The organism is Pseudoramibacter alactolyticus ATCC 23263 (genome assembly GCF_000185505.1).
In the GTDB taxonomy this organism is placed as follows: domain Bacteria; phylum Bacillota; class Clostridia; order Eubacteriales; family Eubacteriaceae; genus Pseudoramibacter; species Pseudoramibacter alactolyticus.
The window spans coordinates 1396923-1408959 of the sequence record NZ_GL622359.1; the positions used below are offsets into that span (position 1 = coordinate 1396923).

A 12037-nucleotide genomic window follows, 5' to 3' on the forward strand; every position below is an offset into this window, starting at 1 on the left:
CCGCGAAGGGCTTTTTTAATTAATGACATGCCTAAGATCTCACATTGCTGAACATCTCTGTGATGCTGTGCCACAGGGTATCGATCACCGTATCCTTATCCTCGCTATCCGCACTGCTCTTCGATGTCGAGGACGGCGTTTTCTGCACGACCGTTTCCGTCTGATGCCGGTGCTGCCACCAGGCGCTGATGCTTCTGCGGTTGACGCCGGTATTCACACCCAAAAATCCCAGCCAGATAAACAGGAAATAGGCCGCAAAAAGCGCCGTGAGCAGAACGCGCCTGACTTTTCCAAAGTGCGGCACATGCCAGAGCAGATAAATCCCGAACGGCGGCAGCACCACCAGCATCAGCCAGGCAAACCACGGCCGGCACTTCAGGCGCTCCCATTTTTCCTGCAGGGTCTGGGGGGCTTCCTCATAAGCCGGCACCGCCTCTGCGAAACTGTCATCGCCGTATTGCCCTTCATCGGCCGGAGACACCTGCGGATCCGATATCGCATCGTCAAAATCCGCAGCCTGATCGGCATCGGGATCGGTATAGGGATCAAAGGTTCCGTCCGTCCCGAAAGGGGCTGCCTGCGGCGCCGCATTATTCAAACCTTCGTCAAAGCCCGCCTGGGGATGCAGCATCACGTCGGTCACACAGGCTTTGAACCATTGCAGCACCTCCCCCGATGTCGACTCGAGCCGCAAAAAAATCCGACCGGTCTCCTTCACCGATAAATCGATACAAATCTCGTCGGCGCCGTAATGTGCCGTAATCTGCGAACCGTTGTGATGGACGCGGATTTTCGTAAAATCCCCTTTTTTTAGGGCGTAAATGCTCCCGTCAAACCATTGGGTCATCTCGCCGGGAGCCGATAAATGTTCCTTCATTGGTTGACCTTCCCTTCCCGATTCATAAATCGACTATTGGCGCACATCATCGCACGGTCCATTAAAAGCCATCAATGTTTGCCCCGCGCCGGATCCATTCCGTCTGCCAATTGTCTGTAAAAATCATAGCTTTTGATGCGTCGCCCCACCTGTGCCGCGATATAAGCCTGGCCGAGCTTAAGCGCCTGTCGAACCACCGCCGCATCCCAGTCGCCGTGGCAGATGTCCCGGATGCTTTCGCCCATGAGTCGTTCCAGAGCCCGACGCAGATCCGCACTGAGCGCCTGATCGCCGGCACGGCGATAGGCCTCGGTCACCACACCGCCATCAGCAATCGAAAAAGCGGTCAGCGCCTCCCGTTCCCCGCTGCGCACGCAACGCGTGAGCACCGGCCCCAGGCCCTGCCGTCTTGTCAGTTTGAGCTGAAAGCCCACGGCAAGCGCCTCGTCGGATGCGGCCATATTTTCTGAAAGATAATACAAAATATGGGTGGCGGCCTTCAGCAATTCCGGGTCCCCTTGATAAAAGTCGAAGAAAACATCGAGGAGCTCCAGCAGGTAACTGCCCAGCGCCATTTTCATCACGTCCCCCCGCAGGGCATAAAAGGCTTCGATCAGCGTGACCTCGTTGATGTTGGCAAAATTTTTCCCCGGGTAATACACGAAATTCCCATAAGCAAAGAGCTGGGTCGCCACGCCGAGGCTGCCCTTGCGTCGCCTGGCCCCCTTGGCAATGGCCTTTTGCTTGCCCTCGGTCTCGGTGAACAAGGTCAGAATCTTGTCGTGATCCTGAAAGGGCTGTTCGCGAATCACCAGCGCCTTTGTTCGCACCAGCGCCATTTATTCGTGATACCCCAAATCCTTCAGATCCCGGCTGCTTTCCCGCCAGTCGGGCCGGATTTTGATCCACAGCTGCAGATTCACCGATTGTCCCAGGAAGGACTCGATATCCCGGCGGGCATCGCTACCGATAGCCTTGAGCATCGCGCCGCCCCTGCCGATGATGATGCCCTTGTGGCTTTTCTTTTCACAAAACACCGTCGCCTCGATGTCGACAATGGTCTTTTGATGCCTGGCCAGCCGGGGATGCATCTTGGTCACCTCCACCGCAATGCCGTGAGGAATTTCGTCGCGCAGACAATGGAGGGCCTTCTCGCGGATCATCTCGGCAACGACGAAGCGCTCGCTTTGGTCGATGATCATATCGCCCGGGAAATATTGCGGCCCTTCGGGCAGCACCGCCATCAACGCCGCCATCACTTCGCCGATGCCTTCGCCGCGCTTCGCCGAAACCGGCACAATGGTCCGCAGCCTGTCTTCGCCGCGGTAACGCGCCATGACGTCGAGCAACGCCGGCTTGCCCACCGTATCGATTTTATTGATGACAAGCACGACCGGCGCTTGGACTCTGGCCAAAAGCTTGCGGATATAGGCATCCTCCGGCCGCTCTTTTTTTGTCGGCTCCACCAGATAGAGCACTGCGTCCACGTCGGCCAGGGTGTCGCGGATGGTTTTTTTCATGTATTCGCCGAGCTTGGTCTTCGGCTTATGCACACCGGGCGTGTCTACAAACACCATCTGGCAGTCGGCATCCGTGTGGATGCAGCGAATGCTGTTGCGCGTGGTCTGCGGCCGCGCCGAAGTGATCACCATTTTCTCGCCCAAAATCGCGTTGAGCAGCGTCGACTTGCCCACATTGGGCCGGCCGATCAGCGCGATAAAGCCTGACTTGAAGGCCGGTTTTGATTGATCTGTTTCTGCCATGACATTCTCCTAAATGATTCCGAACAGCGCCGCCAGTTTGGGCACAAAGATCACACAGCCCACCGCAACGGAGACCAGCGCCATCAGTAGCACCGCCCCGGCGGCCGTGTCCTTGGCATGCTTGGCCAGCGTGAGATACTCTTCGGTATAAAGATCCACCAAGGTTTCCACTGCGGTATTAATAACCTCAAGAATGAGCACAAAGCCGATCACAATGATGAGTGCCAGCCACTCCGCCGCGGAAATATGCAGGGCAAACCCCAGAATGATCGCCAGCGTCCCCATCACCGAGTGAATCTTCATGTTGGGCTGGGTCCGCCAGACATAAAACACCCCTTCAAAGGCATAGCTGAAACTTCTTTTGAGCCGTGTCATCCGTTTCAAAATCTTCATTCCCCTGCCCTCAGTCGTCGTCCATAATCGCCTTTTCCCGGGCGCGCATGGCCTGCTTGTCATCCGGATCCATATGATCGTAACCCAGCAGATGCAGCACCGAGTGCACCGTAAGATAGCACATTTCCCGCTCAAAACCGGTGCCGTAAGTCTCGCCCTGTTCGGCCGCGCGCCGGGGATTAAGCACGATATCTCCCAGCAATATCGGCAGATCCGATGGTGCCGTCAGCGCCGCCATCCCCTCGGGAAATACCAGCATGGGGAAAGAGAGCACATCCGTTACCCGGTCGATGCCGCGGTAATTGGCGTTGAGCATGCGGATGGTCTCCGGGCTCACCAGGGTCAGCGAAACCTCCAGGATCAGCTTGTCGACAAGCACGTTCTCGCTCGCCAGCGTCTTTCGGATACAGGTCTGCATTTTCGCCCAAAGCGCCTCTGAAAGCACCTCGTCCGTCTGATTTTCAAATTGAATGGTCAGCATGTCCGTCCTCTTTTTTCGCCTCGCGTTTCGCGCGTCGGTCGGCCAGTTTTTTATCGTGTTTTTCGTAGGCTTCGATGATGCGCTGCACCAAACGATGGCGAACCACATCGTTGAAGCTGAATTCCACAAAGGCGATGCCCTTAATATTTTTAAGAATGCGCCGGGCTTCTTTAAGCCCCGAACGTTTTCCGCTGGGCAGATCGATCTGGGTGATGTCCCCGGTGACGAGCACCTTGGAACCTGTGCCAAAGCGCGTCAAGAACATCTTCATCTGCTCCGGCGTGGTGTTCTGGGCTTCATCGAGGATGATATAGGCGTTTTCGAGGGTGCGCCCGCGCATATAGGCCAAAGGCGCCACTTCAATCAGGCCCTTTTCCATATTGCGCTCAAAGGCTTCCGGCCCCATGATTTCAAACAGCGCGTCATAAAGCGGCCGAAGGTAGGGATCCACCTTATCCTGCAGATCGCCGGGCAAAAATCCGAGTTTTTCGCCGGCTTCCACCGCCGGCCGGGTGAGAATCAGGCGGTCCACCTCGCCGTTTTTAAAAGCGGTGATGGCCATGGCCATGGCGAGATAGGTTTTGCCCGTTCCCGCCGGCCCAATGCCAAAGACCATATCGTTTTGGCGAATGGCCTCGATGTAGCGGTGCTGCCCCAAGGTTTTGGCCCGGATCGGCTTGCCCCGGGTCGTGAAGCAAATGATGTCGTCCGACAGACTGCTGAACTGTTCTTCAATTCCCTTACGCTGCAGACCGATGATGTAATGGGTGGTGTCAGCGGAGATATCGCCGTCTTTTTGGATGACCTTCACCATCTCGTCCACCACCCGGGCGGCGGCGGCCACCGGAACGGCTTCCCCCGTCAGGATCACCGCCCCATCCGACGCGCCCATCCGCACGCCGAGGGCCTGCTCAATCTGTTTGGCGTTGGCATCGTATTTGCCGAAAAGCACCGGCATCACATCCGCATTATCGATTCGTATTTCTTGTTTGATTTTTTCCAAACCCTTCTCCTCATGAACTACTGATTATTATCGACCTGACCCAGGCTCTTCAAAATGCCATAACCGTCTGCACAATCGACGACCGCGAAACCGCCGAGGGGGATCTCAAAATGCCAGCCGGCCTCAGGCGGCAGGGCCAAAAGCGCCGTCAGCAAGCTGCGCGCCACCCCGCCGTGGGTAATGACGACGATGGATGCGTCGCCGCTTTCCCAAACGCGGTCTAAAAATTGCCGGGCCCGGCCCATCACATCATCGGCGCTTTCCCCGCACGGCAGGCGGTAATGGGAAAAATCCGCGAGCCACCGCTGCCAGATTGCCGGCGCCTTGGCTTCGGCTTCCTCGGCCGTCAAGCCGTCAAAAATCCCGAAATCCATTTCCCGCAAATGGTCGCAAACCGTCACCGGGCGGGCCAGCCGCGCCGAGGCCCGGTCGGCCGCCTGTCGGGTCCGCTGCCGGGGACTGGTGTAGATTCGATCGATTTTGCATTCGGCGTCCATCGCCGCAAGCCACTTCGCCATCGCCGCGCCGGTCGCCGCGCCGGCGGGCGTCAGCGGGGATTCGCTTTTGCCCAGATAGCGCCGTTCCACATTGCCCACGGTCTCGCCGTGGCGCATAATAATAACTCTCATGATCTTTTATTATAACGCAAGGGCGCCAAAAAACAAAGAGAAACCGATGCCATCGGGCTTCGGCTTCTCTTGGCTTGTTATCGCGTTTAATTTTTGCCGCCACGGCGGTTGCGGCGGCGATCCAGTTCGGAAAGAATCTTCTTGCGCAGGCGAATGCTGTCCGGTGTGACTTCCACCAGCTCGTCGTCTTCAATAAATTCAAGGGCTTCTTCCAGCGAGAAGATCTTCGGATCGATGAGCTTGAGCGCCTCGTCAGAGCCGGAAGCCCGGGTATTCGTCAGCTTCTTGTTCTTGATCGGATTGACCACCATGTCGTCGCTGCGGTTGTTGATCCCAATGATCATCCCCTCGTAAACCGCCGTGCCCGGCCCCACCATCAGGGTGCCGCGGTCGCTGAGATTAAACAGCGAATAGGCCATGGTTTCGCCGGCCACGCCGGAAATGAGCACGCCGTTCTGCCGGTTCGGGATCTCACCCATGTAACGTTCAAAACTGTCGAAGCGGCGCACCAGCGTCCCCTCGCCGTGGGTGTCGTTGATAAATTCGCTCTGGAAGCCGAGCAGACCGCGGGTCGGCACGCGGAAGGTCATATCCGTCCAGCCTTCTTCCGAGCTCATGGTGCTCATCAGTCCCTTGCGCTGATTGAGCTTGGCAATGACCGTCCCGGAATATTCATCCGGCACATTGATCACCACTTCTTCCACCGGCTCCATCTTGTGGCCGGATGCATCCGTTTCAAAAATAACCTCCGGCTTGGACACGGCCAGTTCATAGCCTTCCCGGCGCATGTTCTCAATCAGGATGGACAAATGCAGCTCACCCCGACCCGAAACCTTAAAGCCTTCCGTGGTATCCGGCAGGGCTTCCACCGTCATCCCGACGTTGACCTCCAGTTCCTTTTCGAGACGGGCCTTCAGATGGCGCGTCGTCACAAACTTGCCGACGCGGCCGGCGAAGGGCGAGGTGTTCACAAAGAAATTCATCGACAGGGTCGGCTTTTCGATGTCGATCATTTCCATGGGCTGCACCTGGTCGATTTCGCCGATGGTCTCCCCGATGGAGATGTCCGGAATCCCGGAAACCACCGCAATATCGCCGGCAACCGCGTGATCCACCGCCACCCGGGAAAGGCCTTTATATACAAAAATCTGATTCACCTTGACCTTTTCGAAGCCGCCGTCGCGCTTGGCCACTTCCAGCGCGTCCCCCTCGTGGATCGTGCCCGTGGAAATGCGGCCGATGCCCAGCCGGCCGATATAATCGTCATAGGCCAGCGTCGACACCTGCATCTGCAGCGGATCGAGGCTCGTGTCCTCCTGAATGCCCACGTGTTTGATGATGGTATCAAACAGCGGCGTCAGATCGGTATTGTCGTCGGCCATTTCGTATTTCGCGATCCCTTCCTTGGCGATCCCGTAAAGAATCGGGAAATCCAGCTGCTCATCGCTCGCGTGCAGCTCCACGAAAAGATCGAACACTTCGTCCACCACCTCTTCGGCGCGCTGGTCCTTTTTGTCGATCTTGTTGATGAAAAGAATCGGCCGCAGCCCTTGTTCCAGGGATTTGTTGAGCACGAAACGCGTCTGGGGCATGGGGCCTTCGCCGGCGTCCACCAGCAGAATCACCGTATCCACCGTCTTGAGGATGCGTTCCACCTCGGAGGAAAAATCGGCGTGGCCCGGGGTGTCGACGATATTGATTTTGATGTTGTCGTGCATCACCGAACAATTTTTGGAATAGATGGTGATCCCACGTTCCCGCTCGAGGTCGTCCGAGTCCATGATGCAGTCCACCACTTCCTGATTGTCGCGGAAAACGTGGCTCTGATTCAAAAATGCGTCGACCAGCGTCGACTTGCCGGCGTCGACATGGGCGATGACTGCGATGTTCATAATGGGGTTTTCTTGTTTCACTTGCTTCTCCTGCCTGTAGTTTGTATTTCTGCCCGCTGCCGGGCCAATCGTCTGTAACCCAATTATTTTATAGCAGATTTCATCAATTTACAAGTTCTTTCACATCATTTTCATCATTCTTATTCGGCGCCGTCCTTTTCTTTCGAACGGTTCCTTCGCCATCTTTTGTGTGGTCCAGCGTCACGGCGGCCATTCCCGCCGCCAAAACCCCGGCGATGAGCTTGGCCACAATCATCGGGATCACATCATCCGGCGCGTTGGCCGAGGCAAAAGCCATCTGCCCGGCGAGGCAATAAGCCCCCGGTGTTAAAAATGCGATCGCCACCACCTTGCCGCGGTCGTCCATTTCGCCCACCATTTTATAGGCGGGAATACTGTTGGCCAGCGAAGCCAATATCCCCGCCGCCGTTGCCTCGTTCACCCCCGTCCATCGTCCGATGCCATTCAACGGCTTTGACAAAATCCGCGTCAAAAACCGGATGAAGGGAAAGGCCCCGGCCAGGGTGACAGCAGTGCGCCCGACGATGATAAACTGCGGGCGGATGGAAGCCATCCCCGGGATGATCGCGATGCCGGTGAGCTCCCTAAAAATGGCGCAGGCCAGGGAAATCACCGAGATGCCCATGATCAACCGCGAAAAAGTCGCAAAGCCCTTGAGCAGAGTTCCGGGCCTGCGCCACAAGCCCAGGGCAAGCAGCGCGGCCAATAGGGTCGCCGGTCCCAGATTAACGAGAATTTTAGCCGGCGGGATACCGCCGATGAGCGCCCCAAAAAAGGTGCCGACGGGCATGGCAATCACCCCCAGCATCGTCCCCCGCGCCAAAAATGGGTGATGGCGTTTATGCACCAATACCAGGGAAAGTGGAATATTGTAAAGTACTGTCGCTCCGAGCATCGATCCCAGAATGATCCCCGACAGCGCCCAAATCTGTCGGTCGCCGGTCATGACTCTGGCCAGGGCATAGCCGCCCATGTCGATGGGCAGCACGGATCCGGCGCATATGGCCGGATCCGCGCCAATGGCTTTAAAAAGCGGCGTCACCACCAACGTAAGCCCCCGCCCGATCACCGGCGCAAGACACATGAACCCGATCATTGACGCGGCCAACGCTCCCATCATGCCCAAACCCTCGTCAAACGATTGACCATAACCGAAGTGATTATTCAAAAAAACCTTGTCGACGGCGCCCCAAAGCATAAAGCACGCCATGACAAAAAAGATGATCCGATTCGCTGCCATTGCCCCTCCATCTCCGTCACCGAAAAACGGCTTTAAACCGACTGCACATTTTAAAATAGCATATTCTCCCGCCATAGTCTGTGCCGCTTTTCTGATTTTTTTGACCATTTTGAATGGCCGGCGCATCAAAAAATCCGCTGCCTTCCGGCAGCGGATTTTTAAATTAGACGCGTCAGCGCTTCCCATTCACGCCTTTGATGGGACATCGGCCGAAACGGCCATATCCGAGGGCACTTGTGGCTTCGCATCAGCCAAGGCTTCTCCGGCGACCCCCAAACCGGCCACGAGATGCGACAACTCCGCCGGCATATAAATCTTCGTCGCCTGACCGTCGGCCATGTCCTTCAGGGCCTCGATGCTCTTGTATTTTAAGACCGGATCGGTGATTTTGACGTCGCGCAGCATCGCCAAACCGTCGGCTTTGGCCTGGGCCACCAAAAGCAGGGATTTCGCCTCCCCTTCAGCCAAAGCGATGCGGGCGTCCTTTTCGGCTTCGGCAGCGAGGATCTTTGCGCGTTTATCTCCTTCGGCTCGGGAGACCACCGCTTCCTGATGGGCCTGAGCTTCAAGCACGGTCTGGCGGCGCTCCCGTTCGGCGCGCATCTGCTTGGTCATAACTTCTTCGATTTCAGCCGGCGGCTGGATGTTTTTAATTTCAACCCGGGTCACCTTGATGCCCCAGGGATCGGTGGCTTCGTCCAGGATGGCCTGCATCTGTCCGTTGATGGCTTCCCGGCTGGTGAGGGTCTGGTCGAGTTCCATATCGCCGATGATGTTGCGCAGGGTGGTCGCCGAGAGATTTTGCAGACCGGCAATGGGATTCTCGATGCCATAGGTATACAGCTGGGAGTCGAACACCCGCATGAACACCACCGAGTCGATCTGCATCGTCACGTTGTCCTTGGTGATCACCGGCTGGGGCGGGAAGTCCAGCACCTGTTCCTTCAGCGATACCTTTCTGGCAATGCGTTCGATAAACGGCACCTTGATGTGGATGCCCGCGGTCCAAGTGCATTTGTATTTGCCCAGCCGCTCAATGACGTAGCTTTCCGCCTGGGGCACAATGCGCACATTGAGCACCACCAGAACAATAATCAGCGCGATCAAAATCAATAAAAACATAGGTTCTCCTTGTCAATTATATGGAATACAATGCCGACACACAGAAATAGTGTGCATACATGCATTTATTTTATACAAAGGATCGCCCTTCGGCAAGAATTCTTAAAAATTTTTATCAAAGGCGGCCGGTCAGGCCATACCTTCCTGCCAGACCCAAGTCTAACCTCGGATACTCCGCTTTACCTGGCGCTCCCTTACTTTAGGATCGCTTCCGCAGATACGCGGCCGTTTGGAAATGGACGCACCGCAACAGCGCTTCCGAGGTGCCGGTGAACAAAATCTCGCCGCCTCCCGGCTCCATATCGATGAATCCAGCTCGACCGGACGATCCGCTCCGGCCGATGTTTTACGATGACGATCGTCCGCAACCAATTTTCTGAGAAGGCTCAAGAGCATCCCCGCATCGCGACTGTGAAGTCCGGTGCTGGGCTCATCGAGAATGTAAATCCGGCCCTTCTTCTGAAGCTCGCCGGCGAGCTCGATGCGCTTTCTTCTTCTGGGGCACAATCAAAAAGAATCTGAATTCAGATTCCGATAGACTCCGATTTCGGATTCTTGTCAAGATTTTTATGCGCTTATCAACCATTTAGACGCTTTAACGCTTTCCCCCCTTCTTAAAATCTTGAAAATTTCGCTACCCTGATCGCGCGCTGCGCTTCAAACTCCCGCGCGCTGTGCGACGGGCCGCGGCTTCTTTTCATGATGATTTTCTCCAATATAAAAACCCCGAAACACATGAGTTTCGGGGCTTGTGATCCATGTGGTGGTTCTGTTCCGTTTAACGTTTCGAGAACTGCGGTGCACGGCGGGCTTTTTTAAGACCGTATTTCTTGCGTTCGACCATGCGGTCATCGCGGGTTAAGAAACCGGCCCGTTTCAGCTCCGGACGCAGGTTGTTATCCGCTTCGATCAGCGCGCGGGCAATGCCGTGGCGAATGGCACCGGCCTGACCGTTGAAGCCGCCGCCGTAAACATTGACAATCACATCAAAACTGTCCAGCGTGTTGGTCAGGTTCAGGGGCTGGCGCGCGATCATTTTCAGCGTTTCAAGACCAAAATAATCGTCAATATTGCGGCCGTTAATGACAAATTGACCGTCACCAGGCAGCAAACGCACTCTGGCTACGGACGTCTTTCTTCTACCAGTTCCAAAATATTGTACTTTAGCCATCTGTTAGTGTCCTCCCTGTGATTAAAATGCCAATGTTTCCGGCTGCTGCGCCGCGTGGGGATGATCCGCCCCGGCATAAACGCGAAGTTTGGTCATCACCTGAGCACCCAGCTTGTTGTGAGGAATCATGCCTTTAACCGCTTTATAAACGGCCAGTTCCGGTTTTTCCTGCATAAAGCGCCGATAGACAGTTTCCTTCAGACCACCCGGATGCCCGGAATAGGTTTTGTACAATTTCTGATCCAATTTCTTTCCGGTCAGGCAAACCTTGTCCGCATTGACAATAATGACAAAGTCGCCGCAGTCGACGTGGGGGGTGAAGTACGGTTTATTCTTGCCTCTAAGTACGGTTGCAACTTCGGTCGCCAGACGGCCCAGCACCATGTCCGTGGCGTCAACGACGTACCATTTGCGTTCTATTTCCTGAGATTTAGCCATTTTGGTGGCATATGCTTTCATCTCATGTCCTCCTCAAGTTTTTCTCGACTTTCGATCTTCGGTAAAAGTGGGAAAATTATCGAAGCCACACCCTGCACCTGGGGCTAACCGGCACAGTAAAGTCCGTTTAATATTGTAGTATAAAGGCGGAAGCTTTGCAAATAATTTTTTGAAATTTTCCATCGAAATGTGAAGCGGCTCTCATCGCTCCCATCAACCCGCTTTTTCCAAAATTAAAAGAACCCGCAGGTTCTTTTAATCGTTCTCCTCGCCGTAAGCCACCGCCTCCAGGGTCAGCCCCCGGGCCGGCGCCGTCGCTCCGGCGGCCGTTCGGCCCTTCGCCGCGAGGATGGCCGCCATCGACTCGGGATCCCGACGGCCGCTGCCCATCTCGACAAGGGTTCCGGCGATGATGCGCACCATATTGTAGAGAAAGCCCGTTCCGCAAAAAGTGAAGGTGATCATCCGGCCTTTCTGCTCAATCCCGATGGCGTCGATGCGGCGCACGGTGGTTTTGGCTCCGCTGCCCGAGGCCATAAAGGTTTTAAAATCGTGGGTACCGACGAGGACCGCCGCCCCCCGGCGCATCGCGTCCACATTCAGCGGAAAACGCACATGCCAGCAAAAATCATCCGTCAGCGGATCGGCCACCGGCGCAGCCCACACCCGATAACAATAGGTCTTTTCTTTAGCGCCGTAGCGGCTGTGAAAATCTGCGGGCACCTCAAAGCTTTTTTGGATGCGGATATCCCGGGGCAAATGGGCGTTAAGCGCCGGGGCAAAGCGATCCGCCGGCATGCGCACACGCGTTTTAAAATTGGCCCGCTGCCCCCGGGCGTGCACCCCGGCATCGGTGCGCCCGGCCCCATAAAGCGTCACCCGCTCGCCGGTCACCGCCGCGATAGCGTCCCCGATGGTTTCATCGATGCTCACAGCGTTTTGCTGGCGCTGCCACCCGGCATAACGCGTGCCCTTGTAGGCGATCACTAAGGCGATATTGCGCATGG

At 56.0% G+C, this 12037-nt stretch carries 14 protein-coding genes; 1 reads left to right on the plus strand and 13 read right to left on the minus strand.

What is annotated here, in order from left to right; genetic code table 11:
• Window positions 1-31: 31 nt before the first annotated feature.
• From HMPREF0721_RS06655 to HMPREF0721_RS06700, 10 genes are all read right to left on the minus strand, one after another.
• The gene (locus HMPREF0721_RS06655; RefSeq protein WP_006598885.1) at window positions 32-877 is read right to left on the minus strand and encodes a hypothetical protein; all 846 of its coding nucleotides are present in this window, start codon (window positions 875-877) and stop codon (window positions 32-34) included.
• 71 nt (window positions 878-948) lie between these two features.
• Entirely contained in the window at window positions 949-1716 is a 768-nt protein-coding gene (gene recO, locus HMPREF0721_RS06660; RefSeq protein ID WP_006598886.1) for a DNA repair protein RecO, read from the minus strand.
• Entirely contained in the window at window positions 1717-2640 is a 924-nt protein-coding gene (era, locus tag HMPREF0721_RS06665) for a GTPase Era (RefSeq protein ID WP_006598887.1), read from the minus strand.
• 9 nt (window positions 2641-2649) lie between these two features.
• Entirely contained in the window at window positions 2650-3033 is a 384-nt protein-coding gene (locus HMPREF0721_RS06670; protein WP_006598888.1) for a diacylglycerol kinase family protein, read from the minus strand.
• 10 nt (window positions 3034-3043) lie between these two features.
• On the minus strand, window positions 3044-3514 hold the full coding sequence (gene ybeY, locus HMPREF0721_RS06675; protein ID WP_006598889.1) for an rRNA maturation RNase YbeY: 471 nt from the start codon (window positions 3512-3514) through the stop codon (window positions 3044-3046).
• Complete coding sequence (locus HMPREF0721_RS06680; protein ID WP_006598890.1) at window positions 3495-4517, minus strand: PhoH family protein; 1023 nt, start codon at window positions 4515-4517, stop codon at window positions 3495-3497. Before HMPREF0721_RS06680 ends, ybeY begins: the two co-directional genes overlap by 20 nt.
• A gap of 17 nt (window positions 4518-4534) precedes the next feature.
• The gene (locus tag HMPREF0721_RS06685; RefSeq protein ID WP_006598891.1) at window positions 4535-5146 is read right to left on the minus strand and encodes a histidine phosphatase family protein; all 612 of its coding nucleotides are present in this window, start codon (window positions 5144-5146) and stop codon (window positions 4535-4537) included.
• Between the two features lie 86 nt (window positions 5147-5232).
• Window positions 5233-7059, minus strand: a complete 1827-nt coding sequence (gene typA, locus HMPREF0721_RS06690) for a translational GTPase TypA (protein ID WP_006598892.1) — start codon at window positions 7057-7059, stop codon at window positions 5233-5235.
• 82 nt (window positions 7060-7141) lie between these two features.
• Window positions 7142-8299: an ethanolamine utilization protein EutH gene (locus HMPREF0721_RS06695; RefSeq protein ID WP_169310224.1), complete on the minus strand. Its 1158-nt coding sequence runs from the start codon at window positions 8297-8299 to the stop codon at window positions 7142-7144.
• A gap of 186 nt (window positions 8300-8485) precedes the next feature.
• On the minus strand, window positions 8486-9421 hold the full coding sequence (locus HMPREF0721_RS06700; protein ID WP_006598894.1) for an SPFH domain-containing protein: 936 nt from the start codon (window positions 9419-9421) through the stop codon (window positions 8486-8488).
• Window positions 9422-9772: 351 nt separating this feature from the next.
• On the opposite strand from HMPREF0721_RS06700, the gene HMPREF0721_RS11820 reads away from it, so the two are divergent.
• The gene (locus tag HMPREF0721_RS11820; RefSeq protein WP_006598895.1) at window positions 9773-9943 is read left to right on the plus strand and encodes a hypothetical protein; all 171 of its coding nucleotides are present in this window, start codon (window positions 9773-9775) and stop codon (window positions 9941-9943) included.
• Between the two features lie 256 nt (window positions 9944-10199).
• Here the strand turns inward: HMPREF0721_RS11820 and rpsI are convergent, their stop codons facing one another.
• The 3 genes from rpsI to truA form a co-directional block, all read right to left on the minus strand.
• A complete protein-coding gene (gene rpsI, locus HMPREF0721_RS06705; RefSeq protein WP_006598897.1) occupies window positions 10200-10592 on the minus strand; it encodes a 30S ribosomal protein S9 in 393 nt (130 codons plus the stop codon).
• A gap of 21 nt (window positions 10593-10613) precedes the next feature.
• A complete protein-coding gene (gene rplM, locus HMPREF0721_RS06710; RefSeq protein WP_006598898.1) occupies window positions 10614-11051 on the minus strand; it encodes a 50S ribosomal protein L13 in 438 nt (145 codons plus the stop codon).
• 234 nt (window positions 11052-11285) lie between these two features.
• Window positions 11286-12035, minus strand: a complete 750-nt coding sequence (gene truA, locus HMPREF0721_RS06715) for a tRNA pseudouridine(38-40) synthase TruA (RefSeq protein WP_006598899.1) — start codon at window positions 12033-12035, stop codon at window positions 11286-11288.
• Between the last annotated feature and the right edge of the window lie 2 nt (window positions 12036-12037).

Excerpts from the sequence above, each read along its gene's own strand:
- HMPREF0721_RS06655 (WP_006598885.1), bottom strand. The coding sequence starts at position 877 with ATGAAGGAACATTTATCGGCTCCCGGCGAGATGACCCAATGGTTTGAC.
- recO (WP_006598886.1), bottom strand. The coding sequence starts at position 1,716 with ATGGCGCTGGTGCGAACAAAGGCGCTGGTGATTCGCGAACAGCCCTTT.
- era (WP_006598887.1), bottom strand. The coding sequence starts at position 2,640 with ATGGCAGAAACAGATCAATCAAAACCGGCCTTCAAGTCAGGCTTTATC.
- HMPREF0721_RS06670 (WP_006598888.1), bottom strand. The coding sequence starts at position 3,033 with ATGAAGATTTTGAAACGGATGACACGGCTCAAAAGAAGTTTCAGCTAT.
- ybeY (WP_006598889.1), bottom strand. The coding sequence starts at position 3,514 with ATGCTGACCATTCAATTTGAAAATCAGACGGACGAGGTGCTTTCAGAG.
- HMPREF0721_RS06685 (WP_006598891.1), bottom strand. The coding sequence starts at position 5,146 with ATGAGAGTTATTATTATGCGCCACGGCGAGACCGTGGGCAATGTGGAA.
- HMPREF0721_RS06695 (WP_169310224.1), bottom strand. The coding sequence starts at position 8,299 with ATGGCAGCGAATCGGATCATCTTTTTTGTCATGGCGTGCTTTATGCTT.
- HMPREF0721_RS06700 (WP_006598894.1), bottom strand. The coding sequence starts at position 9,421 with ATGTTTTTATTGATTTTGATCGCGCTGATTATTGTTCTGGTGGTGCTC.
- HMPREF0721_RS11820 (WP_006598895.1), top strand. The coding sequence starts at position 9,773 with ATGACGATCGTCCGCAACCAATTTTCTGAGAAGGCTCAAGAGCATCCC.
- rpsI (WP_006598897.1), bottom strand. The coding sequence starts at position 10,592 with ATGGCTAAAGTACAATATTTTGGAACTGGTAGAAGAAAGACGTCCGTA.
- rplM (WP_006598898.1), bottom strand. The coding sequence starts at position 11,051 with ATGAAAGCATATGCCACCAAAATGGCTAAATCTCAGGAAATAGAACGC.
- truA (WP_006598899.1), bottom strand. The coding sequence starts at position 12,035 with ATGCGCAATATCGCCTTAGTGATCGCCTACAAGGGCACGCGTTATGCC.